This is a genomic window from Ruegeria sp. CL7, from assembly GCF_056536445.1.
In genome coordinates, this window is sequence record NZ_JBQFPQ010000011.1 from 17,299 (window position 1) to 43,131 (window position 25,833).

The following is a 25,833-nucleotide window of genomic DNA, read 5'->3' on the forward strand; positions in this document are numbered from 1 at the left end:
TGTGCAATCTATTTTTCTTATCGCGACCACTCAAAATCCAACTGCGATGACTTGGCGTCAAAGGCTTAGAAGCCTGAGCGCCGAATTTCCTCCTCAAAACGGTACAAAGCGGGGCAGGCGGTTCAGGCTTGGCTCCATGAAACGTTGCAACCTTGCATCCGCATCCGCTTCGGTTTCACCGGGCAGGATGGGGGTCACAAACCGGACCAGAGCGCCATCGGTGCGCCCCATGGTGAAGCCGTCCTGAATAACGCTCATCTTGGCGCGGAAATCATTGACCATACGCTTGCCGCGCTGTTCGAACCAGTAATAGACTAGCTGTTTTGACAGCTCTTTCTGGATCACGGCGCGGTTGACCGTAAAGCGGCCATAAGGCGTGTTGCCGGGGTTGATCTCATACGGTTCAAGGCTGAAGATTTCCCAACCGCCCACCGGCAGGCACACTTCGGGCGAATGGATGCCGTCGCCGTCGGTCTGCTTGTCGTAAAAGGCCACGAACATGTTCACGAAATCGCCCGATCCGGTGTTGATATAGGTGGCATTGAGGTAATCGCTGGCACCCAGAACCTGTTCTACCTGTGGATCCAACGTGGTGGGCGACCCGGACCAGGGGCCAAGCTGCCGTGGATACAGTACAAACGGGTCACGTTCCACAGGCCGCACTTCGGAAGCGGGCCGCAGGGTCCAGGCGGTTGAAACCGTAAGCGTCAGAAGGGCCGCAACCGCCAGCGCCACCGATGCGCGAATGCCAAAGATACGCAAGGCAACAGAACCCAGCCCCTGGGTATCCAGATCAATGGTCTCGGCAAAGGGTTGCGGATTCGGCGCCAGGCGCTGCAAGCCGATGGCCATCAGGAACAGAATGGCGACGCAGAGCAGGAAGATGATCCAGCCTTCAAAGAAATGCATGAAGCCTTCAGCCTGCTCGATGCCGTGCTGATTAACCAGCACGCCGATCACGCCAATGCGGATCGAGTTCATCAGCACGGTCAGAGGGGCCGCCGAAACCAGCAAAACCACCTTGTGCCAGATCGGGCCACGATAAAGCAGGGCAAAGAGATACGAGAAGCTCAGGATCGGGAACAGATAGCGCAGCCCGGAACAGGCCTCGGCCACCTGCAGTTTGTAGACCCCCAGATCGATGATGTTGCCTTCGATGAAAACCGAAACACCGGCCATCTGCACGAACCAGACGCCCAGTTCGGACGAAATCCATTGCAGGAAGATCGTGAGCTTCCAATAGACGAACTGCGGCAGCGGCAGCATGAACACCAGATGCAGCACGGGCAGCTGGTGGTATTTGCCCCGCTGCCAGCCGAACACGGTCAGCATGACGCCGCCCACCCAGATGATCATGGCATAGGTGACGATATCGGGAATACGGGCCAGGTTGCCCAGAATGGCGATGATCAGGGCCACGGCAATCACAAGCACGCCCGGCCAGCGATCATGCACAACCGGGTTGGGGGGCGGCATATCCCGCAATTCACGCAGGAACAGATACAGCGAGATGATCGGGATCAGCGGGCCATGGCTGTATTCGGGGGTGCTCCAGGCGGCGCCCAGAGACACGATCCCGATCCAGAAGACGGGTACCGATCCAAGCAGCAGCAGGACAAACCAGAACAGCCCGACGGTGTTCAGGACCGGCAAGCCTCTTCTGGCCGCTTCAAGGATATTACTGCGGCTGTTTTTCGAATCGAGGTGATGCATCACGGTCCATCATGCACAATAAGGTGTGGCCTGAAATTATGACGGCTCAAGTTCCCGCTATTTTGATCCGTTTTCGGGACATTGGGCGCGGGATGTCCTGATTGTCGATATCATGAACCGCGTGAATGAACGTCAGGGTTTGAGAGAAAAGCGTCGGCCCAAAGTCAGAAAGACCGAGTTTGAAGTTGCCTTAAAGCCGTTCTGATCGTCCATTTCATATTGGTACCCCACGTTTACAGCCCAGTCTTTCGTGACCGCCCGTGTATAGGACGCACTGAACGTACCGCGCTGGCGCGGGTTGGGTTGACCGGTTCCCTCGTCTTCCTGGTCGATGTAATCGACGCTGAAAGACAGACCCGATACCGGGTTGATGAAATAGTCATATGTCAGAAACACCAATGTTTCACGTGTTTCTATGCTCTGCGTACTGGTGCCGACCCGGCGTTGCACCGTTGCTCCGATCCGGGAACTGGCCAGCTGATAGCTGTAGTCGAGCTGCCCGATCGGTGTGACTTCGTCGAATGGTCCTCTGGTCAGGCCCAGGTTGAAGCTGAATAGTCCGTTGGCGCGCTGAAAACTGCGGCCGGCCGTTGCGTTTATCCGTGACCCATTGACCCCGAATGTCTGGTCAATCTGAAAATCCGCCGAACCATCTGGCAGGGTTTTGTTCCATGCGAAATCCCAGACGAAATCCTCGGTCACGGTGTTGGTATTGGTTGTGCGCTGCGTGTCATCCACCTGACTGTAACCGATATTCGCACTGACGGTGGTGACAGGGGATATGTCATAGGTCCCCCCTACTGTCACAACCGTTGTTTGCTCATCGGTTCGCACGTTGTCTTCTGCCGAGAAATCAGTGTAGCCGAGACGCAAGTTGGCTTGGAAAACCGGTGACACCCGCAATGTCGTGATCGCCGTGTAATCGCTTGATTTGTTGTCGAACAGGTTCGGATCGATCGTGTTTGTATAAGTGCGTTCGCTATAGCTGTAGATGAATTGGAACCCGATTGGATCATTCAGGCCGGTTTGCCAATTCAGGTTGCCCAAGGAGTTGACCTGATCCCCGATGGTTCCGGTCACATCGGCGGCATCGATTCTGCCATCCAGATTGGTGTCGGTCAGTGAACGATTAAAAGCCAGATCCTGTTCGCGGTAATCCAATAGCAGGTCAAGCTGGCTGTTCTGGCGCGACCGCTGATACGACAGGCGGGCAGACGGGTCCGCAAAGCTGGAATCCGTCCCGATAATCGGCTCATTGGCGATCCGGTACAGTCCGGAAAGGTCAAGAGCCAATCTCGAATCCGAGGTCTGCTTCAGAATACCCAATGCCAGCGTATTCTCCCACCAGGTCGTGGACCCAAGCGAAGGATCGGTCAGGCGAAGATTGCTGTCATGTCTGAGCGACGAGAGATAATCCAGGGTCACACTCAGGCCGGTCCCGGTCCCAATCTGCTGACCGGTCGGCAGGCCGACCCTTCGGGCCGGGTTTCGCTGTGCCCGTTGTGCGATCAATTGCTGGCTGGGTGTCTGCTGCACAACTGTCGGTGCGACGGTTGTCTGCTGCACGGATGTTTGCTGTGTCGAGGTTTGTGTTTGCTGCGCAGTCGTTTGCTGTGTCGAGGCCTGCTGCCCGACAGCTGGTGTAAACGAACTTATGACAGCGATCCCGCCCCCCAGAATGGTGGACAGCCTGCTCCTGGATTTCCCCACCTGTATCAGCCCCTATTCGAACAAGCGGCGTGCTGGTACGACAACCACGTCTCCGGGTCTAAGCACTGTATTGCCTTGGATGCCACCGCCCGAGCCTTTGTAGTTATAGGTGTATTTTCTCATCACGCCTGTTTTACTGTCAGCCCGGCGCAATTCGATGCGCTTGCGAGCCGCGAAATTGGTCAGACCACCGGCCTGAGCCAAAACCTGAAGAATTGTCGTGCCTTCGGTTGCCAGATGCTTGCCGGGCACATTGACCTCACCCATGATGAAAACATCGATGGTTGGTCCGGATGCGGCCTGTCCGCCCAGAAGCGGCGGCGGAGCCAGCGACGCCACTGAAATAAAGACTGTCGGCGGCGTATTGAAATTCGCGGCCAACGCCGATGAGAGCGACGCGCTTAATCCGCTGGTCGACTGACCGGCCGCACGGATCGAGCCGGCAAGCGGAAAGTTGATGGACCCGTCCGGCAGAACCAGAATGGTCCGATTCAGGGTGGGGTCTTCGAGAACTTCAACCTGCAGCGCATCACCCGGTTGGATTTGATAGGATTGCGCCCATGATGCGGTGGCCGCGATCATGGTAAGGGCAAGAGCGATTAATGACCCGATGACTGTACGCATATTCAAATCTCTCACTTTTTCCTACTTATGCCTTCCCACAAGCTGCAAAACAATCAGCAGGGAGTCTGATACATACAAGATGCGGCAGAAATGCAGCGGCGTCATTAGCTCTGCGTTAGTGGCTGTTGGTGGGTACAGCGTTCAGCTGTTCAATCTCAGCCTCTACCAATGACGCGATTTCCGTAGAAGCCCCGCTGAAAGCCCTGGCTTTATGGAGAAGACGCAGCGCATCTTCGTTCCGTTCCAAAGCCGCATATGTTTTCCCCAGATGATATAGTACCAGGGGATGCTCAGGGAACGCCGCTGCCGCAGGTTCAAGATAGGCGACCGCCTCTTCATAATTTCCCACCCGGTAGGCGACCCAGCCATATGTTTCTTGAAAGACCGGTTCCTGTGTGCCGCGCAAACGTTGCGCCAAAACTTGCGCGCGCCGCAGGCTCTCCTCATCGTTGCGATATGTTGTCAGCAGGCTTGCAAGATTGTTGGCTACAATCAGAGAGCGATTGGTGATCGGATAGAGCTTTTCGTATGTTGCGATTGCCTGGTCCAGATCCCCGCTGCGTTCGTAATCCGTCGCCTGCAGCATGAGCAAGGCCGGGTTTTCAGGCAGATTGGTCAATGCCTCGGTCAGAATTTCCCTAGCCTGATCGGGAGCGTTCCGTTCCGTTGCCAATCCGTGCAACGCAATCCATGCCCGCGTCGTAGTCGGATATTCCTCAAGAATGACACGGTAGAGCTGCTCAGCCTCACCGCGGTCGCCTTCACTGATCAACGCGCGGGCTTTGATCAGGCGGATTGGCAAAGAATCCGGGTCTTCTGCAAGCAACTGGTCAAGATGGGCGAAGGCTTCGGCCGTCTGCCCCTTTGTAAGCATCAGGCGAACAAGCGCGATATCGGCGGGCAGGCCAAATTCGGGATCATCCGCCAGCTCGTTCAGGAAAGAGGTCAGCTCATGTGTGCGTTGCTGTGCGGCCAGCATGTGCGCCCTGAGCTCATTCGCGGAGCGCCGTGTTCCCGGGCTGTCCAGATCCCTGATGGCATGAAGGACGGTTTCCAGGCGGTCCCAATCCTGCATGCTCAGATATACTTCTCCCAACAAAAGCAGAAGCTCGGAATGTTCCGGAGTCTGGCGCAGGGCTTGGGCCAAAACACGTTCGGCGATCACCAGATCACCTTCCGCGATCAGAAATCGGACATAGCGCAGCGTTTCGTCCGGTGCGTTCCCCGAAATTTCCGTCGCCAGCGCCAGCATCTCGCCCATCAGTTCTCTGTCTCCGTTGCGCTCATGCGCCTGGGCCATCAGGGTCATCAATTGCGGGTCACGGGGCGCCTGACCGAGCGCTTCGCGCAAAAGCACAATCGCATCGCCGGTCTTGTCCTCGTCAATCAGCCAGGACGCCTTGAACTTGAGAGCGCTGACCTGGGCTGCATCCTCGGACAGGACTTTTTCAACCAAAGCGCGGGCTTCATCGGGCTGGCTGACCTGGAACAGCATGAGGGCAAATTCTACCTCACTAGCGCGGGTCTGTATGTTTCTTTCCGCGCCTTCCAGCAGTGTCTGCATCTCGGCGATCGCGGCTTGTTCATCACCCGATCGGAATTTCAGCGCTGCACGCACCGTCTTGAATTGGAACGTGTTCGGGCCGTTCTGAGCGATGATCGTATCCAGCTCGGCAATTGCCGCTGCAGAGTCGCGGTTATCGTTCAGAAAGGCGATCAACCGCTGTGTCGGCATGTGATCTTCAGCGAGCGGATCCACCTCAGCCCGCAGCATCTGTTCTGCCGCATCCAGATTCCCCTGATCGATATAATGTTCCACAAGCAACTGCTCGACGCCCTCATCGTCAGGGAATGTCACGGCCATCTGCCGAAGAAACGTCTCGATTTCTGCGGGCATATCCAGTTCCTGAAGTGCGCGGAGCCGGATTCCATAAAGGCTTTCTTCCATTGGATCGGTGGCTATGGCCACCTCTGTTTCCTCCAGAACACCGGGCCAGTCCTCATCGCGGATCAGATGGTCAATTACGATCTGGCGCGCGGTCATCAGTTCCGGATGGCTTTTGATCATCTCGCGGGCCCTATGGACGGCGACATCCACACCTGCGAAATCCCCATCCCTGACCGCGTCGGTATAAGCCAGCATATTATTGATGGATTTGATTTCGATATCATCCGGAGCCAGAGCACTTGCCAATGCGCCGTGACGCCTGACATCTTCCCAATTCCCCACTTCCAGAGCCATCTCGGCAAGGTTCCGATGGCCCTCAAGGTTGTCTGGGTACTGTTCTATCAGCCGCAGATACTGACCATATGCAACCGGGATGTTGCCGCGCTCGCGCTCCACCCTGGCAAAGGTCAGTCGCGCTTCTTTATGCTGGCCGTTGAGGTTGAAAACATTTCTGAACTCAACAAGTGCGCGCTCGACATCACCGGCTTCCAGATGGGCCAACCCGGCCTGGAAATGCGCTTCGGCCCGCTCCTCGGCCGAGTCGCACGCGCTCAGCAGGAGCGTCGCCGCAAAAAGAGCTGCGATCAGCCGTGCGCCAATAGGAGGTACGATCCAGTTCATTGCTGTTCTCCTGCAAAACTTAAGGAAAAAGCATACAACCAATCAACCTGTTCGGCTGCATGGCCCGTTCTCAGCAACCCGTGCCGCGCAGGACCACAAAAATGGTCCGGAACACGATTGAAACATCTGTACTGAACGACATGCTTTTCCAATACTCGGTATCGTGAAACGCACGCTCAGCAAATGTGGACTGATTGCGTTTCGAAACCTGCCAGGGTCCCGAAAGGCCGGGACGCATGGCGGTATAGAATTTTCCTGGATAAAGCTCTTTCTGGTTCACCATCATCGGGCGGGGACCGACCACGGACATTTCACCTACAAAAACGTTCCAGAACTGCGGCAGCTCATCCATCGAGGATTTGCGCAGGAAAGTTCCGAATTTGATGATACGCGGGTCATTGCGCAGCTTCTGATCGCGGTCCCATTCTTCCTGGGCTTCGGGGTTCTTCGCCAGATGCTCCTGCAGCACGGTTTCAGCATCATGCACCATGGTGCGCAATTTAAGCATCTTGAAGGCTTTGCCATTCTTGCCGACACGTTCCTGCCGATAAAACGGGGTCACGCCCTGACACGCAAGAAACGCGGCCAGCAACAGCACCACCGGCACGACAAAAGGCGCTGCAAGCACTGCGAACGCTATGTCAAAAAGACGCTTGCCTCCGCTTCTGTATATCCCTGGATATGACACTGTGGCAGGCACAACAGAAATACCGGAGTAGCCCGCGCCAGCGTTGGCCACTTCTTTCGAATGACTTGTCACTATTTAAACCCCCAACACACACAAACACTCATGAACCACTTACCAAACTCAGGAACCGAACACGCTCGACCTCAACTACATATATTTAAAATCTTATATTTCTATACCACTTCGACCCTGCACTTACTCACTTGCGAGGTCGCTTTCCCGTATACAACTGTTAACAAATTCCACCTGCCTTGCAAAACATTAATGCTGGCGAACGTGTTCTCTGGTCGCTGAATGCAGGTGCTTTTTTACGGTATCATGAAGCTGCGACCAATTGATCGGCCGCAAATTCATGAACTTTCGTTTCCCTGCGGGACACAATGGGCAAGAATTTAGCTCTTTAGGTTTGATTCCCGCCCCTAGAATCTCTTTTAATGTGTGATCACAGCAGGTTCTGATTGCCTCTTTCTCGGTCAACTCAATAAGGGCGCAACGGAAACAATCGCGCCGATCACCTCAGATTGAGAAAGCGGAAAGGTCAATTCACCGCGTGTGCAGTTTAGTGGTGCCTGCTATCTTGATTTTGTGACAAACTAGTACCCAAGTACTTTTTGTTTATGTGATGTGTTCTTTGTGTAAGGGATTTCTGGTGGTTCAGAGCATGAGTTTGGATAATCTCCGGGGGGCCAGTACGAGGTTTGACAAGGCAGAAGGCAACCGAGGTGCAATGGCGTCCAGCGACGGGTTTTATCTAGATTATTTCGGGCTTGACCGACGGCCCTTCACGCTGCTTCCGGATCCCGGATTCATGTACTGGTCGCCGCTGCACAAGCGCGGTTACTCGGTCCTGCAATTCGGCATCATGAGTTGTGCGCCCATCACCGTGCTGACCGGGGAAATCGGGGCCGGGAAAACCACCCTGATACAGCATCTCCTCAGCGAGATGGAGCAGTCGATCACGGTTGGGCTGATCTCGAATGCGCAGGGCGGTCGCGGAGAGCTGCTGCAATGGGTCCTGCACGCGCTGGGTCTGCCGATCGAGGCGGATGCAAGCTATGTACAGATATTCCGGGCACTGCAGGATTTCCTGGTCGCGGAATATGCCGAGGGCCGGCGGGTGGTTCTGATCTTTGACGAAGCGCAGAACCTGACCGTCGAAGGGTTGGAAGAAATCCGGATGCTGACCAATATCAACTCGAATACGGATGAGCTGATCCAGCTTGTTCTGGTTGGTCAGCCTGAATTGCGCGACATGGTTCTTGATCCCAAGATGCGCCAGCTGACACAGCGCGTTGCCGCAAGTTTTCATCTTGAACGGATGGATGAGTCTTCGGTCAAAGCCTATATCAGACATAGGATGAAAACGGCTGGCGGTTCAGGCGATGAGTTCACCGAAGAGGCCTGCAAGCAGATTTTCACACAAACGCGCGGTGTTCCGCGACTTGTAAATCAGTTCTGCGACTTTGCCCTGCTTTATGCCTGGACGAATGAGGCCGAGAAGGTGGATGAAGAGGTTGTGGAGCAAGTGGTCAAAGATGGCGTGTTCTTTGGCGGAAACTCACTCGAGAAGGAGCTGACAGTCTGATATGGGCCCGGTTCGCTATTACTTTTCCATTTTCCTGAGGCGGTTTCCGTATTTCCTGATCGTCGCCCTGATCGTGTCTGTAGCGTCATTCATTGTCGCTAGAGCATTGCCCGCCACGTATGTCTCGACGATGCGCCTTATTGTTGAATCGCCTCAGATTCCGGGCAATTTGGCTGCCAGCACCGTCACGACACCTGCAGCGGAACAGCTTCAGATCATCGAACAGCGCCTGCTGACCCGTCCGATCCTTCTGGAAATCGCGCGCGAGTTTCAGGTTCTGCCCGACCAGGATGAAGCAAGCCCCGATCAGGTTGTCAAAGCCATGCGCAAGAACACCTCGATCTGGATTTCCAGCGGTCTCAATCAGGCCAATCTGATGACAATCAGTTTCGAGGCGCGAACCGGTCCGATCGCAGCTGGTGTGTTGAACGCGTATCTGACGGAAATCCAAAAGCTGGACGTCTCGTATCGCAAGGAGCGCGCGACCGACACGCTGGCCTTTTTCCAGCTGGAAGTTGACCGCCTGAGCAACGAGCTAAGCAGACGCAGCGCCCGCATTCTCGAGTTCAAGAATGATAATTCCGATGCGCTCCCCGACAGTCTGCAGTTCAGGCTGGCGCAGCAGGGGGCATTGCAGACCAATCTTGAACAGACGGATCAGCAGATTTTTTCCCTTAAGTCACAGCGGGAAAATCTCATGAATATCTTCAGTTCGACAGGGCAGGTTGTCGGGCCTCCGCAACAAAACCAGACCCCGGCACAACAGCAGTTAAGTCAGCTGCAGTCACAGCTCGACAATCAGCTTGTGGTCTATTCCGAGAACAGCCCGCAGATCAAACTGCTGCGCGCCAGGATTGAAAAGCTTGAGAAAGTTGTAGCTGCCGAACAAGCAAACGCCCCGGCGCCATCTAACCAGACGGGAAATTCATCCCTTGACCTGCAACTGGCGCAGATCGACTCGCAGATTGCAGCGCTCGAAGATCAGCGCCGGGTGCTTCAGGACAGGCTCGACGCGCTGACCCTGACGATTGACCAGACCCCGGCCAACGCCATCACGCTTGCAGAACTGCAACGCGAACACGACAATATTCAGAACCAGTACAACGTCGCGATCAGTCGCCTGGCCGATGCTTCAACCGGGGAACGGATTGAGGTCACGTCCCAAGGGCAACGTATTTCCGTCATTGAGCATCCCTCTACGCCAAGCGAGCCTTCGAAACCCAACCGCCTGATGATTGCCGGAGGGGGATCGGCCTTTGGTATCCTGCTGGGGCTGGGGCTGGTGGTTTTGCTGGAGGTCCTGAATCGGTCCGTGCGTCGGCCCGAAGACCTGATCAACAAGCTTGAGGTCTGGCCGATCGCCACGATTCCCTATGCTCCATCACGCGGTGAAGTGTTGATGCAGCGCGCGGTATGGGGTGGGATCATACTGGCCATTCTAATCGGAGTGCCAGCCGGGGTCTGGGCGGTGCATACCTATTACCTGCCCCTCGATCTTATTACCGAGAGAGTGATGGATAAACTGGAGACATACTGGTGAGTATTGTTTCGATTGATTTGGTGAATGTGTGATGGACCGTCTTCAGAAAGCGATTCAAAAGGCGCGCGAGGAACGGCAGAGCCGCGAAAGCCCGCCGCCGGTCATGGAACAACCGCCCCGTCACGCCCCGTCAGAAGACACTCGTGACGCCCGGTGGCAAAGCGTGCCCGAGATACAGATCGACCCAAAGCTCGCAGTGCGCAACCGGCTTGCATCTCTGGCTGGCGGCGCGGACGCCACCCCCTACGACATGTTGCGGACCAAGATGCTGCAGCAGATCTTGTCCAACAAATGGCGCAGGGTGGCATTGACCTCCCCGTACAGCGGGTGCGGCAAAAGCACGACGACGGCCAACCTGGCGTTCAGCCTGGGGCGGCAGGAAGATCTGCGGACGATCGTGATCGATTTCGACATGCGGCGCAGGGGGCTGGCCGAGATTCTGAAGCAAACCGGCAACCACAGCATGGCCGACGTCATTCAGGGATCGGTGCCGTTTCACGAACATGCGCTGCGGTATGGCAAGAACGTGATTTTCGGGCTGAATTACACGCCCACGCGCAACCCGGCGGAAATCTTGCAAAGCCGACGGGCGATCGAATTTCTCGAACAGCTCGAGGCGGATTACAAACCCGACGTCATTCTGTTCGACACGCCCCCCCTGATGATGAGCGATGACAGCCACGGCTTTCTCAGGAATGTCGATTGTGCCCTGCTTCTGGCTGCGGCCGAAGAAACCAGCATCGACCATATCGACGTTTCCGAACAGCAACTGGCGGAACTGACCAGCGTCATGGGGATCGTGCTGAACAAATGCCGATACATCAGCGGGACGTTTGGCAATGAGTACGGATCCTACTGATACGGCTCCGGCCGATGCGGTGATCATTCCCCATTACAACGATTTGCCCCGGCTGGAACGATGTCTTCTTGCCCTGAGAGAGAACGATCTGACGGCGACCGAAATCGTTGTCGTTGACAATAACTCTCCGGTGTCGCTGGACACGATGCGCCAGGCCTTTCCCGAGGTGCGTTTCGTGGTGGAAACCCAAAAGGGCGCGGCCCATGCCCGCAATCGCGGGGTTGCAGAAACCAGAGCGCCCCGGCTGTTTTTCATCGATGCCGATTGCGTACCCGCGCCGGACTGGTTGAGCGTCGGGCGTCAGGTCGCGGATCAGGCCGATCTGATTGGTGGCCGGGTAGATGTCTTTGACGAAACCCCGCCCCCGCGCAGCGGCGCAGAAGCGTTCGAGGCCGTTTTTGCATTCAACTTCCGCAGGTATATCGAGGTTCAAGGGTTTTCCGGCGCCGGCAACCTGCTGACCCGGCGCGATGTGTTCGATGCGATCGGCGGGTTCATCAACGGTGTCTCGGAAGATCGGGAATGGACCATGCGCGCGGTCGCGCGCGGGTATAGCCTGATCTACCGGGACGACTTTCGTGTCAGCCATCCATCCCGGCAGAACTGGCCCGCGCTCAAGGCCAAGTGGCGGCGCACGACCCAAGAGGCATATCTGCTGCATGGCACCAACGCCGCCGCCCGCATGCGGTGGGCGATCCGTGGATTGGCCATGCCGGCCAGTGCAATTGTGCATACCCCGAAAATCCTTACCAGCGACAAGCTGGCCTCGGCGGGCGAAACCAGTCGGGCGGTCATCACGTTGTTCCGGCTCAGATGTCAGCGGATGATCTGGATGTTGCGCCAGGCAGCAGGTGGCGACATCTGATCAAAAGAAAAGGGACCGCGAAACGGCCCCTTGTCCTGTTTGTCAGGTTTGTGTGTCGCTCAGGCGGCCCTGCGGCGACGCGTCAGAGCCAGACCACCAAGCGCGGTCAGAAGCAGCAGACCACCGGCGGGCAGCGGAACTGGTGCGACGTCGAAATCAAACGTAACCGGCACCGGATTGCCATTGGCATCGGTCGCCCCTTGAGAGTTGGCCCAGCTAAACACCAAATTCTGGCTCAAGGTGTTCGGGCTGACGCTGCTGAACAGCGTGCTGAGTGTCGTCTGAACACCACCCAGAACCGACGTCGATGCCAGCACGTTGGCCGGATTCAAGGCGTCGACCCAGCTCACCGTCAGACCTGTGAACGTGCTCAGCAGATTGATGGTGATCGAAGCGTTCGCAACACCAAAAAGAGGATCAATCGGCGACTGGAAGTTGATCATGTAAGCCCCGGGTCCACCCATCGTGGAAACGGTACCGGAGAAGAGCGTGTCGGAGGTGATGTCATATCCACCCCCCGGAAGAGGACCACCACCCGCTGACACCGAAGTCAGAGCGCTGGCCGATCCGGCCATCATCACAGCAGTAGCAAGCCCCGCCGCCATCATTTTAAAAGTTCTAAACATACAAAGTCCCACCTTTGATTTTTATACACACAACCCGCTCGAAATCTCGGCAGGGCACCTACTGCAATTATTAATAATTCATTTCTATTTGATTGCGAAGGATTTTCCTCGGAATTGTGGCTTTTTTTTGTCGCAAGGGCCCATTGCTCAGCACAATGGATACCTGAGTTACAGTTTGTTTCCCTATCGTGAACCAGAATCACCCGAATAAGGCGAATCTGCGTCTGGAGAACATGCCGACTTTCCGGCGATTCCAAGCGTTTTCACATTGCACCAAGCATAATCCGAACCGGTTCAGGCAATGCAGAACCACGCCCGATCACTCTGTCATGAAATGCCGCCGGCACGTCTTTTCGCATGACGGGCGCCCCCGTGCCGCACAAGGCAAGAAACAATACAAATCATTTCAGCGCACTGTCCACTTTCGGCCCGCGACAAGGGCCCTGCGGATCGCGACAGAAGGGAAAAAGGCCACAAACCCGGGTTCCGCCATATTTCTTCTTCGACGGTCCGAAAGTTTCGTGTAGCTTTGGATTGTTATTGTACCAAGTTCAGGCACGCATTTTCAATCGGAAGCCCTTGTTTAGCCGTTTGTCCATTGTGCCTGCCTATTTAGCGAGGAGACATTGCGCATGGGCGTTGGCCAGAACATAGCCGCTGAGAATGCGAACTGGACCTTTGGGGGCAGTGTTCCCGATACGTTTGTAGACCACATCAAATTGTCTGTTCCTCTTTATGAAATGGGTCACGGCCTGATCTGTCAGGTTTCCGATTTCTTCGTCCGCAATGACAGTCTCTGCTATGAAATCGGCACATCAACCGGAGAGTTGATCCGCAAGCTGGCAGAACATAATGCGGGAAAGCCTGACGCACGCTGGATCGGCATCGATGTCGAACCTGAAATGGTGAAAGTCGCCGAAGCTCATTGCGCGGATGTCCCGAACATTTCCATTCTTCATGACGATGCCCGTCATATGGAGATGGAAAAGGCGGACATGATCGTCAGCTATTATACAATGCAGTTCATCCCGCCCCGGTACCGGCAGGAACTGTTCACCAAAATCTACAACACCCTGAACTGGGGCGGTGCGTTTGTCATGTTCGAAAAGGTCCGGGGGCCGGATGCGCGGTTTCAGGATCTTGTGACCCAGCTCTACAACGAATTCAAAATCGGCAACGGATTCTCAAGCGAGGAAATCGTCGAAAAGGCGCGCAGCCTGAAAAGCGTGCTGGAGCCGTTTTCCACTCAGGGCAATCTGGATCTGCTGGGCCGGGCCGGTTTCAAGGATGTGATGAGTATTCAGAAGTATATTTGTTTTGAAGGTTTTCTTGCTATCAAATGATTGCTTAACGCCATGCCGGCAGAGACCGGAGTGGGATAACGCCGCTTATGGCCCGATTGATGGAGGCTGCCGAGGACGCTGATGAACGCGCCTGATTTTGATCCTTGTGAAATGGCACTGGAAGACGGGCTAAATGCAATAGTTGCTTGCTTTCAGCACACCGTACTTGTGGCGAAGCTGGTCGCAGAACGGATATGACCGTGTCGGCTCTTTCGGATAAGCCATCTTGGACGGTCGGGGCTTTCCTCCTGTTGATCGCGGCGCTGCTGGTTTGCCTGTCCGTTCTCATGATCAATGGCGGGCCGCTTTATTACTTCGATACCGGCAGTTACATCCGGCAGGGAAATGTGGCCTTGAGCAGTTTCCTTCCGCCGACAGCTGACAGCGTTGCGGCAGGTGTAACCCACACCGCCGATGAGGATAACACCGCAACCGGATCACGGTCACTGATCTATGGCCTCATCATGGCTGCGCTTGTTCGGATCGATGCCCTGTCCGTCCTTCCGGTATTGCATCTGGTTGCTACGCTGCTGGCCGTCTGGATGCTGGCGCGAACCGCTGGCCGGTCGCCGGGCGGGGCGCCAAACACAACCATCATGACCGCAGTGCCTTTGCTGGTGGCAGCCAGCACTTCATTGCCGTTTTATGTCGCCTATATGATGCCGGATATTTTTGCACCGGTGCTGCTGATCGTGATTGCCTCACTGACGGCCTTTGGGCGGATGATGCAAACCTGGGAACTGTTTTTGGTATCCAGTCTGGCCCTGTTCAGCGCCCTTCTGCACCCGTCTCATCTGGCGGTTGCGGCGTTAATGATACCTTTTGTCGCTTTGGCCGCGCTCTGGGGGAAAAGACCACGGCGCTGGCGCGCGACAATCTTGATGATGATGGTTCTGGCGCTGGCACTGGCCGAGCGCAAGGCCTTTCAGGTCACCGTGGAAATCGCCACCAACAAAGAGGTCGTCTATACGCCGCATATCACTGCGCGGCTCATCGTTGACGGGCCGGGCATGGATTATCTGGACGAGGTCTGCCCGAATGCCGAAGTGCCCACCTGCGCACTACACGAAGCGCTGTCGTGGTCAGATGATCCCTACAGGCTGACACCCTCCCATATCATTTTCGAACGCTCCCCCAACCTAGGTTCATTCCGGCTCATGTCACCCGAAGATCAGAAACGGGTTGCCCTGTCCCAACGGGAATTCGCCAAGGCGGTTTTCCTGTCCCGGCCTCTTTCCACCTCGTTGGCACTGGCCCGGAACGGCTATCAGCAGGTATTGCGCTATAGCATTGCCATGACGATCCCAACAGATGTGGAGCTGGAAAACGCCCGCTGGTTGGCCAGAATGGAAGATATCCGGCCCGATATGTTCCAAGGCGGTTCATTGTCTCAGGACAGGGGCTGGATAGAAACGGCCGATATCGTGCACGGCGTGACCTATGCCGTCTCTTTTGCCTTTATCGTTTTCATTCTGCTGCGGCCGGGTAGTGTGTCGCGTGACATGAAGCTGTTTGCGCTGTTCATCCTGATCGGAATAGCGGTCAACGCTCTGGTCTGCGGAGGAGTATCACAACCCGCGGATCGTTACGGCGCGCGCGTGATGTGGTTGTTGCCCTTTACAGCGGCATTTCTTTTCCTTGTTCAGCGCTCAGGCGCTTCGCGTATCATTGCCGGAGATCCTTCGTGAGTTCAGATCACCCCCTTTCCATCAGCGTGGTCATGCCGGCCTACAATGCCGAACATCTGCTGCCGCGCGTTTTGCCGCCATTGATTGAAATGCTGAATACCGGTCAGGTGCAGCAGGTTCTGGTGGTGGATGACCAATCCCCCGACGGCACCGCGGCGCTGGCACGGGAAATGGGCGCAACCGTGTTGACCACGCCCGTCAATGGCGGGCCAGGGGCTGCCCGCAACCTGGCCGCCCAGCAGGCCACGGGCGATATCCTGTGGTTCGTGGATTCCGATGTCATCGCCTGGCCGGACGGGCCTGACCATATTCGCCGGGCGATGTCCGAAGACAATGTGGGCGCCGTGTTCGGATCCTATGATGACGCCCCGGATGGGCAGGCCTGGTTTTCACGCTACAAGAACCTTCTGCACCGCTATCACCATCAACGCGCCCGCCGCGAGGCGCGCACCTTCTGGGCCGGATGTGGCGCCATCCGGCGCGACCTGTTTCTTGAAGTCGGTGGGTTCGATGTCAAAACCTATGAGGTGCCTTCGATCGAAGATATCGAACTGGGCTACCGGATAGCGGCCACCGGTCGCCGTATCCTGGTCGAGCCGCTTTTGCAGGGCAAACACCTGAAGGTCTGGACCATCCGCAACAGCCTGAGCACGGATATCTTCTGCCGTGCCCTGCCCTGGGCCCGGCTGATGATCTCGCGTGAGGGGTTGACCGATGACCTGAACACCTCGATGGCTGAACGTGCACGGGCCGCAATTGCCGGGCTGTTGCTGCTGTCGCTTCTGGCCCTGCCGTTCTGGCCGGGAAGCTGGCCTTTGCCTTTTGTGTTACTGGCCGCGGCCTTTGTCGCCAATCTGGATCTGGTGCGCGCCATGTCCGGGCATGGCGGGCCGTGGTTTGCGTTCAAATGTCTGCTCTACCATCAGGTCTATTACGTCTATTCGGCCACCATCTATGTCTGGTGCCTGTTCGAATATCACATGCTGGGGCAAAAGCAGAAACTGCGCGTCAAGCGCAGCTAAAGCGTCCGACGCAAAACCTGAATCGTGAGGGATTCCCAAAAGCGCTGATTTGTGATTATGGGATGGCCCGCCCTTTTCGGCGGCGGCCTTCGGTATGGTCGCCTTGGTCAAAAAGGAAAGGAGCGGACCAATGTCGATTGTTACTCTTGGGATTGATTTGGGCAAGACGGTTTGCAGTCTTGTGGGTTTGGACGCGGCCGGTACGGTTGTCATGCGAAAGCGTCTTCGGCGCGCAGGCCTCGTCGCGTTTGTCCTGGGCCTCGATCGATGTGTCGTCGCAATGGAGGCGTGCTGTGGCGCGCATCACTTAGGACGTGTGTTTTGTGGCTCCGGTTTTGATGTTCGGCTCATGTCGCCGGAATACGTCAAGCCCTATGTGAAGGCGCAGAAGAACGATGACCGCGACGCGGAGGCGATTGCTGAAGCGGCGACGCGGCCCACGATGCGGTTCGTCCGGATCAAGACCCAGCAACAGTCCGATGTTCAATCTCTGCATCGCGCGCGGTCTCGGCTGGTGTCGGAACGTACAGCTCTGATCAACAACCTGCGCTCTCTTTTGCTGGAGCGCGGCATCACGGTCGCCCAGAGCCGCAAGAAACTCGAAGCGGAGCTGTCTGTCTTTGCCGATGAAGAGCACCCTGATCTTTCACCTCGTATTCGAAGGCTGATCGAAGACATGCGCGCACAATGGCGATCTCTGGACGAGCAGATATCTGCCTTTGACAAGGAGTTCGCGACAATGGCTCGAGAGGACGTTGCGGCGCAGCGCCTGATGAGCATACCGGGCATTGGCGCCATCAACGCGACCGCCTTTGTCGCAGCAGTTGGCAATGCTGAAGCTTTTGGACGTGGTCGCGATCTGGCGGCATGGCTTGGGCTCACCCCAAGGCAGGCCTCGACAGGCGGTCGGCAGAAGCTCTTGGGTATCTCAAAGCGCGGCAACAGATACTTGCGTAGCACACTGATCCATGGTGCGCGTTCGGTGTTGCACAGATTGGTCCATGAACCATCGCAACTGGGGGCTTGGCTCCGTGATCTATCGGCCCGTGCCCATAAAAATGTGGTCGTGGTGGCACTGGCAGCAAAGCTTGCGCGAACGATCTGGGCTCTGCTCAGGAAGGAACAAGGCTACCAGCGCGTGTTGGCAGCCTGACAAGACGGGCAACCGGCGAACGAAGCCGGCGACCCTGCCTGCGAGTGGTTGAGAGGAGATGGCCTGACAGTTGAGCGGCGGCGGCAAAACCTGGAGAAAGTGAATGGTCGTGACAGACCGTTGTGATTATGAGGATGCCGGCGCGCGAACCCCATCTTGGCCAGGGCAAGACCCTGAGACCGGATACGTTGATGCAGACTGCGCAGAGCTTGATCCAAAAACAACTTGCAGACCGGGCGGGCCATACGTTCATCCTCTTTGGGAGGATGGATCATGTCAGCACCTTTACCGAATGCGCTGCGGGCTCGGTTTCAGAAGTTGGTTGAAGAAGGGTTAAGTGGTCGCGCGGCGGCGTTGCGCTTGAAGCTCTCGCCTGCCACCGGGGCACGTTGGGGTCTTGCGATCCGACGAACTGGACAAGCCAGAGCTGCGCTTCAGGGTCGTCCGCGCGGCAAGGGTAAGCTTGATCCGCATCGCACCTTTCTGATCGAACTGATTGACCAGGACGGCGATATGACCATGCCCGAACTGGCCGGTGCGCTGGCGGATGCGACTGGCGTTCAGGCGCACCCCGATGCAATTGGCCGGTTCCTTCGTAAGCTGGGCTTCACGTACAAAAAAAGACATTGGTCGCGACGGAGCGACGCCGCGCAAGGGTAAGAAAGCAGCGCGACCATTGGTTCAAACACCGCCTGCCAGCCGTGTCGGCCCGACCGGATCACGTTGTCTTTATTGACGAGACCTCTGTCAAAACCAATCTGACCCGCCAGCGTGGCTGGTCTCAGAGAGGCGAGCGGCTGGTCATGGATGCGCCCTTTGGGTCATGGGGCACACAGACCTTCATCGCAGGCCTCAGCGCCGACGCGCTGATTGCACCTTGGGTCATCAAGGGCGCAATGGATGGCGAAGCTTTTGCGGCCTACGTCGAGCAGGTGCTGGTACCGGAACTGGAGCCAGGCACCGTTGTCATTCTGGACAACCTTGCCACGCACAAGAATGCCGCCGCTGCCAAAGCCATGCGCAACGCCGGATGCTGGTTCCTGTTCCTGCCGCCCTACAGCCCCGATCTCAACCCCATCGAGATGGCGTTTTCGAAACTCAAAGCGCACCTGCGCAGGATCGGGGCGCGAACATTCACCGACATGTTCCACGCTCTCACGGAAATCTGTGACCTCTTCTCACCCGAAGAGTGTTGGAACTACTTCAAGGCTGCCGGATATGCCTCAGGTTAAAGGTCGAGTGCTTTAGCTGACCGTACAACACGATAAACGACCGGAACTACAGCTTCACAGCGCAGTGCTTTTACGAAGACTCTTACCCGGTGACACCTTCTGATTACGTGTGGCTTCAAACTCTTCGTGATAGGACCGCTCAACATTGACATCCCAGACGTCATGATCCTCGCCCAGAATATTGCGCGCGGCGTACATCGCCGACAGCATGGAATGATCCTGGTTGTTGTAGCGGTGCAATCCATTGCGACCCACGGTCTGGAAGTTTTCCAGCGTCTTCAGCCAGTCGCTGACCGTGTCCAGGGCGTCCTTGTATTCGCTGTCATAGACCGGATAAGCCTTGGGCTGCCGGATAACTGCGTGATCGATGACATCACTGGCCTTGGCCAGACCAAGCTTTTCAAGCTCTTCACTGGCAAGATGCCTGAGATCCTCGTCACTTGAGGACCACAACCCGTCACCCTTCTGACAGAAATATTCCATCCCGATCGAGGCAGTGTTCTGATCGGGCAGCATTTCCGCGGACCAGGCGCGGAAATTCTGGATGCGACCCACCTTCACCTGCGGGCTGTGGATGTAGATCCAGTTGTCCGGGAACGGATCCGCGTGATCCAGGATCAGGGTCACGATCAGGAAATCACGATACCGCAGACGGTCTGCCGCCTCGACGACCTCGGGCGGTGGCGGCGGATCAAAAGCATGGATCAGATCACGAACGGCCATCGAATTGACGAACTCTTCACCCTCCACCCGCTCGGTGTGTTTTTCGCCATCTTCAGTCCAGTGGCGCACATCGATCGAGGTGACGCGATTGCCATCACGGTTCACCTGGATCACTTCGGAATGGGTTTCGACCGAGCCCCCCTTTTCCCGGATCAGGTCACGGGTCTTTTCCCACATCATGCCGGGGCCCAGGCGTGGATACTGGAATTCCTCGATCAGGCTGGCGGTGTCATTGGCCCCCGAAATCGCATTCCAGACCGCCTTGGGCAGGGACAGGTTCTTGATCCGCTGCGCGGCCCAGTCGGCGCGGATTTCGGACGGTGGAATACCCCAGACCTTCTTGGTGTAGCTGTGGAAGAAATGCATGTAGAGCCGTCCGCCAAAACGGTTGATTACCCATTCTTCGAACGTGTCTTCCTGCGGCTTCGGCCGCAGCTTCCATTTGATGAAGCTGCCGATGATCTTGTAGGTCTCGTAGGGGCCGATATTGCCAAGGGCGTTGAAGATACGCAGCGGGTAATCGTAGAATTTGTTGCGATAGAAGATGCGGCTCAGGCGTTGCACGGTGATGAAATCATCCCCCATCACCTCGTGCCACATATCCTCGACTTCGCGCACCTTGGTGAAAAACCGATGCCCGCCAATGTCGAAGCGATACCCTTTGTGCGTTTCGGTTCGCGAGATGCCACCAACCATGTCCGAGGCTTCGAACACCCGGGGAACATGTGTGTCGCTCAGTTTCTGAAGTTCATAGGCTGCTGTCAGCCCTGCTGGACCACCACCAATGACGACAACGGGAACAATATCTTTTTTCAAATGACTAACACCCATACCAAAACACTGACCTAAAGCTACAAGAGGTTATCCGAGATTCACAACAAAATCCTGTCAGTTCCCGAAACGGGGCTCCTGCGCCTTTAGCTCCACCCCTTCCGCGCAGAAAAATCAACCATTCCGTTTGACGAACCGCACTTTCGCCCTTCTGTGCAAATCGATAACAGGCCAAACCCGGGTCACCTGTGCCGAAAGCCAGTTTGGGCTTTGCGAAACCGACGGTCTTTCACACCGCCCGAAACAGCACGCGCTTTCCACAACGCCCTGAAACATAACGATGATTGCTGACTTGCACAGCCAGCCGAAACTCCCCGCCCGGAAGCGAAACATAGATTTGATCCATACACCTCTTGCACGGCGCCTGACCTGAACCATGACCGTTTTTTTCAGGCTGCGTCTGTGATGTCCTTCACTGTATCGACGGACCGAAAGGGCGCATCAACAATGCTGTGACTTTTCTCGCATTGTGTATAGTTGAGCGCCAGAGCAGCAGGAAATTCAGCACCTCACGACTCGTCGCTTGGTGAATCTTGACAGGGTGGCACCGCTGCCGTCCTAATACGTGAGAATGTTTGCAAAACCCAGGTGTCTCAAACCTGGGGGACGATGAGTGAATTGGTAGCCAGTCTCGTTGTTAACGAGGGAGCAATTTTATGAAGTGTGTTATTCTGGCCGGCGGCTTGGGAACCCGGCTCAGCGAAGAAACCGTCAAGATTCCAAAACCCATGGTCGAGATCGGCGGCAAACCGATCATCTGGCATATCATGAAAATCTACGCGGCACACGGCATCACGGATTTCATCGTCTGCCTCGGCTACAAGGGTTACGTGATCAAGGAATACTTCGCGAATTTCTTTCTGCACAGTTCAGACGTCACGATCGATCTGGCCAATGGCGGGCTTGAGATTGCAAACAGTAAATCGGAACCATGGCGCGTGACGCTGGTCGATACCGGAGAGGACAGCCAGACCGGGGGGCGGCTGCGCCGTGTCATGCATCTTCTCAAGGATGAAGAGGCCTTTTGCCTGACCTATGGCGACGGTGTTGGTGATATCGACATTCGTGCCGGGATCGATTTTCATCGGGCGCATGGCAAGCTTGCAACCGTCACGGCAGTTCCTCCGCCCCGCCGCTTCGGCCAGCTCGAACTCCAAAGCAACCAAGTTCTGAATTTCTCCGAGAAACCCGTCGGAGATGGTGGGCTGATCAATGGCGGGTTTTTCGTGCTGTCCCCGAAAGTGGGCGATTACATTGACGGCGACAATACCGCTTGGGAACGCAGCCCCCTAATAAATCTGACTCGCGATGGCGAGCTGATGGCCTTTGAACATAAAGGCTTCTGGCAGCCCATGGACACCATTCGCGAACGTCAGGAACTGGAAGAGCACTGGGCCACAGGCAACGCACCGTGGAAAATCTGGGAATGAGTGCGAGCGCGTTTTCTGGACGCAGGGTGCTTGTTACCGGGCATACCGGCTTCAAAGGCGCCTGGCTGGCTGCTTGGCTGGCCCAGGCAGGTGCGAAAGTCACCGGGTATGCCCTCGCCCCCGAGACGAAACCCAATCTCTGGGCGTTGCTGGATCAATGCAAAATACGGTCGGTCATCTGTGACCTGAATGATCGCGTTGCCCTGGACCGGGTCATCGCCGAAACCGATCCTGAGTTCGTCTTTCACCTAGCCGCGCAATCGCTGGTGCGGCGATCCTATCGCACGCCGGTCGAGACTTTTGCGACCAACGTTATGGGCACGGTTCAGCTTTTGGACGCATTGCGGACCGCGCCCAACCTGCGCGCGGTGGTGGTCGCCACCTCGGACAAGGCCTATGAGAATGTCGAACAGGTCTGGGGCTATCGCGAAACCGACCCGATGGGTGGGCACGACCCCTATTCCGCATCAAAAGGGGCGACCGAAATTGCGACCGCCGCGATGCGGCGCAGCTATTATTCGCCGGGTGCTGCCGATCCGCACCCGGCCCGGGTTGCCAGCGCACGCGCAGGCAACGTCATTGGCGGCGGCGACTGGGCCGAAGACCGTTTGGTTCCCGATATCGTCCGCGGCTGTCTGAGCGATGAAGGGCGTGTCGTATTGCGCCACCCCGGCGCAATACGCCCCTGGCAGCATGTTCTGGAACCTCTCAGGGGGTACATGGTGCTGGCCCAGAAGCTCGAACAAAGCGATGCCTTCGCGACGGGCTGGAATTTTGGCCCCGAACGTGACGATGAGCGTCCGGTTCTGGATGTGGCCCAGGCGATCATCAAGGCGCTTGGACAGGGCCGGATCGATATCGATACCCCGGCAGACACCCCGCATGAGGCCACAATGCTCCGGCTGGATGTATCGCAGGCGCGTGCACAGCTTGGCTGGCGCCCGGTCCTGAGCTTTGACGATACCGTCAGGCTGACGGCAGGCTGGTATGCGGGCTGGGCCCGTGGCACCCCGGTAACCGAGCTGTGCCACGCCCAGATTGCCGAATTCGAAACACTGAGTATGAGACAGGTATGACCGGCACGACCCATCCCACCTGCCGCCATTGCGGCGCGGACCTTGAGATGACGCTTGTCGATCTCGGACTGTCCCCTCTGGCCAATTCCTATGTCGACCCCGCGAAAGTGGACAAACCGGACCCGGTCTATCCGTTGCACGCCCGCGTGTGCACCGAATGCTGGTTGGTTCAGGTGGATGATGTCGTACCGGCGGAAGAGATTTTTTCGACCGATTACGCCTATTTCTCCAGCTTCTCGGACAGCTGGCTGGCCCATTGCCGGGATTACGTGGAAAAAATGGTCAATCGGTTCGATCTCGGGCCGGACGATCTGGTGATCGAGATCGCCTCGAATGACGGGTATCTGCTGCAGTATTTCGTTGAAAAAGGCATCCCGGTTCTGGGGATCGAGCCATCAGGCAATGTGGCAGCGGCGGCACAGGAAAGGGGTGTGCGCACGCTGATCGATTATTTCGGCGAGGCGCTGGCCCGCAAGGTGGCCGCGACCGAGAAACCTCCGGCGCTGATCGCATCGGCCAATGTGCTGGCGCATGTGCCTGACATCAACGATTTTGTCGCCGGGATCGCCACGCTTCTGACCGGCGATGCGGTCTATACGGTCGAATTTCCGCATCTTCTGAACCTGATCAGAGAAGTGCAATTCGACACGATCTATCACGAACATTACTCCTATCTGTCGCTGCTGGCGGTGGAAAAGATTTTTGCCAAGGCGGGCCTGCGTGTCTTCGACGTCGAGGAACTGCCCACCCATGGCGGTTCGCTGCGGGTGTTCGCCTGCCTTGAGGGTGCCAGCCATCCCGAAGGGCCCGGTCTGGCCAAGGTCCGCGCGGATGAGGCTGCGGCGCAGTTCGACCGACCTGAGGGCTATATGAATTTCACCATTCAGGTCGAAGCGCTGCGCGACGGGCTGCTTGGCTTCCTGCGCGAAGCAAATGCCAGGGGTGACACCATTGCGGCCTATGGCGCCGCCGCCAAGGGCAACACGCTGCTGAACTATGCCGGGATCGGCCCCGACCTGATCTCTTACTGCGTTGATCGCAACCCGGCCAAGCAGAACACGCTGCTGCCCGGCAGCCATATCCCCGTGCATGGGGTCGAAGCCCTGCGCGAGACGCCGCCGGATTACGTGCTGATCCTGCCCTGGAACATCCGGGACGAAGTCACGGATCAACTGTCCGACCTGAAGGCACATGGCACCCGCTTCGTAACGGCCGTGCCAGAGATCAGGATCAGCTGATGGCACGGGTTCTGCTGACGGGCGCAACCGGATTGATCGGGCGCGCGACAGCCACGGCTCTGACAGAGGCGGGCCACGAGGTGGTGACGCTGGGCCGCAACCCGGCAAGCGACATCACCTGCGATCTGCTGGACCCCGATGCCATCACGACAGCCCTTGAAACAGCCCGCGCCAGCTATCTGGTGCATCTGGCCTGGCATGACGGCGCGCGCGACCGCTGGACTTCTGGGGCCAATCTGGACTGGATGGCCGCCACCCTGCATCTGGTGCGGGAGTTTGCACGCACAGGAGGCCAGCGTGCCGTCTGCGCCGGAAGCTGTGCTGAATATGACTGGTCGGTACCGGAGCTGATCGAAACCAGCCCCCTGCGCCCCCGCACCCTTTATGGGGCGGCCAAGGCCGGAACCGGTCTGGCACTGTGCGCGGGCCAGCAGACGCTTGGCCTGTCCCTGGCATGGGCCCGCATCTTTTTTGTCTACGGGCCGGATGAACCGCCGGGGCGACTGTTTGGCGATCTGATGTCAAACCTCGGGGCGGGACGGCCGGTTGATTGCACCGACGGGCGGCAGGAGCGGGATTTCCTGCATGTCGATGATCTTGCCCGCGCCTTGTTGCGCGTGCTGGAAAGCGATCTGACCGGCCCGGTCAATGTCGCCAGCGGTACGGCGACCCCGGTTCGAGACCTGATTGCAGAGGTGGCAAACCAGATGCACCGGTCCGATCTGATCCGCTTGGGCACCATCGCCCGCGCAGCGGACGATCCGCCCCGGCTGACGGCGGACGTGACCCGGTTGCGGGACGAGACCGGTTTTATGCCACAATATGACATTGCTTCCGGAGTCGCCCGGTGTCTTCGGTCAAGGGAGGAGGCCGTATGAAATCTTCATCCTTTCTACGCAAGCAATCCTTCATGCTTTTTGCCCTGGTCGGCATCGTGAATACGGCCTTCGGGTATGCGGTTTTCTCGGTTCTGAGCCTGTCGGGGTTGCCCGCACAGGCGGCTCTTGCGATCTCGTTCGTCATCGGCGTGTTGTGGAATTTCATGACCCACGCCCGGATCGTATTCGACACCAAAGGGTTCAGGAAATTGCCCTTCTACCTGCTGGCATATGTCATGGTTTACGTTTTCAACGCCTTTTCGCTCGAAGCTCTTCTGAGCACGGGACTGCATCCGATCCTTGCACAGGGCCTGCTGGTTCTGCCCGCGGCCGTTCTGGCATTCATCCTTGTTTCCCGGGCGCTGACCGATCGCTTCCCGTGGCAGCAGGAGGTCTGATATAATGCCTCAAAACTACAGACATAAACACTTTCGATCCGT

The 25,833-nt window shown here is 57.0% G+C and carries 21 protein-coding genes; 14 read left to right on the forward strand and 7 right to left on the reverse strand.

Annotation, left to right across the window (positions count from 1 at the left end):
* Nucleotides 1-93: 93 nt before the first annotated feature.
* The 5 genes from xrtD to ACR0LI_RS18940 form a co-directional block, all read right to left on the reverse strand.
* Nucleotides 94-1,713 (reverse strand): VPLPA-CTERM-specific exosortase XrtD, encoded by a 1,620-nt coding sequence (gene xrtD, locus ACR0LI_RS18920; RefSeq protein WP_209835493.1) that lies wholly within the window; start codon nucleotides 1,711-1,713, stop codon nucleotides 94-96.
* Nucleotides 1,714-1,845: 132 nt separating this feature from the next.
* The gene (locus tag ACR0LI_RS18925) at nucleotides 1,846-3,279 is read right to left on the reverse strand and encodes a hypothetical protein (RefSeq protein WP_480492482.1); all 1,434 of its coding nucleotides are present in this window, start codon (nucleotides 3,277-3,279) and stop codon (nucleotides 1,846-1,848) included.
* Between the two features lie 156 nt (nucleotides 3,280-3,435).
* Nucleotides 3,436-4,047, reverse strand: coding sequence for a polysaccharide biosynthesis/export family protein (locus tag ACR0LI_RS18930; RefSeq protein ID WP_480719022.1), 612 nt, complete (start codon nucleotides 4,045-4,047; stop codon nucleotides 3,436-3,438).
* Between the two features lie 115 nt (nucleotides 4,048-4,162).
* A complete protein-coding gene (locus ACR0LI_RS18935) occupies nucleotides 4,163-6,616 on the reverse strand; it encodes a tetratricopeptide repeat protein (RefSeq protein ID WP_480719023.1) in 2,454 nt (817 codons plus the stop codon).
* Nucleotides 6,617-6,686: 70 nt separating this feature from the next.
* Nucleotides 6,687-7,376: a sugar transferase gene (locus ACR0LI_RS18940; protein ID WP_371807780.1), complete on the reverse strand. Its 690-nt coding sequence runs from the start codon at nucleotides 7,374-7,376 to the stop codon at nucleotides 6,687-6,689.
* Nucleotides 7,377-8,031: 655 nt separating this feature from the next.
* Between ACR0LI_RS18940 and ACR0LI_RS18945 the strand changes: the two genes are divergently transcribed.
* The 4 genes from ACR0LI_RS18945 to ACR0LI_RS18960 are packed head-to-tail and all read left to right on the forward strand — an operon-like array spanning nucleotide 8,032 to nucleotide 12,153.
* Nucleotides 8,032-8,889, forward strand: coding sequence for an ExeA family protein (locus ACR0LI_RS18945; protein ID WP_171120590.1), 858 nt, complete (start codon nucleotides 8,032-8,034; stop codon nucleotides 8,887-8,889).
* 1 nt (nucleotide 8,890) lies between these two features.
* The gene (locus ACR0LI_RS18950; RefSeq protein WP_480719024.1) at nucleotides 8,891-10,429 is read left to right on the forward strand and encodes a GumC family protein; all 1,539 of its coding nucleotides are present in this window, start codon (nucleotides 8,891-8,893) and stop codon (nucleotides 10,427-10,429) included.
* A gap of 31 nt (nucleotides 10,430-10,460) precedes the next feature.
* Entirely contained in the window at nucleotides 10,461-11,288 is an 828-nt protein-coding gene (locus ACR0LI_RS18955; RefSeq protein ID WP_480719025.1) for a CpsD/CapB family tyrosine-protein kinase, read from the forward strand.
* Complete coding sequence (locus tag ACR0LI_RS18960) at nucleotides 11,269-12,153, forward strand: glycosyltransferase family 2 protein (RefSeq protein WP_480719026.1); 885 nt, start codon at nucleotides 11,269-11,271, stop codon at nucleotides 12,151-12,153. The genes ACR0LI_RS18955 and ACR0LI_RS18960 overlap by 20 nt, the downstream gene beginning before the upstream one ends.
* A gap of 59 nt (nucleotides 12,154-12,212) precedes the next feature.
* On the opposite strand, the gene ACR0LI_RS18965 is transcribed toward ACR0LI_RS18960, so the two are convergent.
* On the reverse strand, nucleotides 12,213-12,779 hold the full coding sequence (locus ACR0LI_RS18965; protein WP_170347011.1) for a VPLPA-CTERM sorting domain-containing protein: 567 nt from the start codon (nucleotides 12,777-12,779) through the stop codon (nucleotides 12,213-12,215).
* A 632-nt stretch (nucleotides 12,780-13,411) separates the two neighbouring features.
* Between ACR0LI_RS18965 and ACR0LI_RS18970 the strand changes: the two genes are divergently transcribed.
* The 5 genes from ACR0LI_RS18970 to ACR0LI_RS18990 all read left to right on the forward strand — a co-directional run bounded on the left by ACR0LI_RS18970 (nucleotide 13,412) and on the right by ACR0LI_RS18990 (nucleotide 19,217).
* Entirely contained in the window at nucleotides 13,412-14,122 is a 711-nt protein-coding gene (locus tag ACR0LI_RS18970) for a methyltransferase domain-containing protein (RefSeq protein ID WP_170347013.1), read from the forward strand.
* A gap of 200 nt (nucleotides 14,123-14,322) precedes the next feature.
* Nucleotides 14,323-15,810 (forward strand): hypothetical protein, encoded by a 1,488-nt coding sequence (locus ACR0LI_RS18975; RefSeq protein ID WP_480719027.1) that lies wholly within the window; start codon nucleotides 14,323-14,325, stop codon nucleotides 15,808-15,810.
* On the forward strand, nucleotides 15,807-16,832 hold the full coding sequence (locus ACR0LI_RS18980; RefSeq protein ID WP_480719028.1) for a glycosyltransferase family 2 protein: 1,026 nt from the start codon (nucleotides 15,807-15,809) through the stop codon (nucleotides 16,830-16,832). Before ACR0LI_RS18975 ends, ACR0LI_RS18980 begins: the two co-directional genes overlap by 4 nt.
* 130 nt (nucleotides 16,833-16,962) lie before the next feature.
* The gene (locus ACR0LI_RS18985) at nucleotides 16,963-17,985 is read left to right on the forward strand and encodes an IS110 family RNA-guided transposase (protein ID WP_480719029.1); all 1,023 of its coding nucleotides are present in this window, start codon (nucleotides 16,963-16,965) and stop codon (nucleotides 17,983-17,985) included.
* A gap of 273 nt (nucleotides 17,986-18,258) precedes the next feature.
* A protein-coding gene (locus ACR0LI_RS18990) for an IS630 family transposase (protein WP_480489274.1) occupies nucleotides 18,259-19,217 on the forward strand; the annotation gives its coding sequence in 2 pieces (ribosomal slippage) (nucleotides 18,259-18,600 and nucleotides 18,603-19,217; 957 coding nt in all).
* Between the two features lie 54 nt (nucleotides 19,218-19,271).
* On the opposite strand, the gene ACR0LI_RS18995 is transcribed toward ACR0LI_RS18990, so the two are convergent.
* Nucleotides 19,272-20,756, reverse strand: a complete 1,485-nt coding sequence (locus ACR0LI_RS18995) for an NAD(P)/FAD-dependent oxidoreductase (protein ID WP_480719030.1) — start codon at nucleotides 20,754-20,756, stop codon at nucleotides 19,272-19,274.
* Nucleotides 20,757-21,427: 671 nt separating this feature from the next.
* On the opposite strand from ACR0LI_RS18995, the gene rfbF reads away from it, so the two are divergent.
* Genes rfbF through ACR0LI_RS19020 form a run of 5 tightly spaced genes read left to right on the forward strand, consistent with a single transcriptional unit; the run spans nucleotide 21,428 to nucleotide 25,791 of the window.
* Complete coding sequence (gene rfbF, locus ACR0LI_RS19000) at nucleotides 21,428-22,201, forward strand: glucose-1-phosphate cytidylyltransferase (protein WP_171725031.1); 774 nt, start codon at nucleotides 21,428-21,430, stop codon at nucleotides 22,199-22,201.
* Nucleotides 22,198-23,277 (forward strand): CDP-glucose 4,6-dehydratase, encoded by a 1,080-nt coding sequence (gene rfbG / locus ACR0LI_RS19005; RefSeq protein WP_480719031.1) that lies wholly within the window; start codon nucleotides 22,198-22,200, stop codon nucleotides 23,275-23,277. Before rfbF ends, rfbG begins: the two co-directional genes overlap by 4 nt.
* Nucleotides 23,274-24,515 (forward strand): class I SAM-dependent methyltransferase, encoded by a 1,242-nt coding sequence (locus ACR0LI_RS19010; protein ID WP_171725033.1) that lies wholly within the window; start codon nucleotides 23,274-23,276, stop codon nucleotides 24,513-24,515. The genes rfbG and ACR0LI_RS19010 overlap by 4 nt, the downstream gene beginning before the upstream one ends.
* Complete coding sequence (locus ACR0LI_RS19015; protein ID WP_480719032.1) at nucleotides 24,515-25,393, forward strand: NAD-dependent epimerase/dehydratase family protein; 879 nt, start codon at nucleotides 24,515-24,517, stop codon at nucleotides 25,391-25,393. The genes ACR0LI_RS19010 and ACR0LI_RS19015 overlap by 1 nt, the downstream gene beginning before the upstream one ends.
* Nucleotides 25,390-25,791 carry a GtrA family protein gene (locus tag ACR0LI_RS19020; protein ID WP_170347032.1) on the forward strand — a complete coding sequence of 134 codons (402 nt, stop codon included), beginning with the start codon at nucleotides 25,390-25,392 and terminating at the stop codon, nucleotides 25,789-25,791. Before ACR0LI_RS19015 ends, ACR0LI_RS19020 begins: the two co-directional genes overlap by 4 nt.
* Nucleotides 25,792-25,833: the final 42 nt, after the last annotated feature.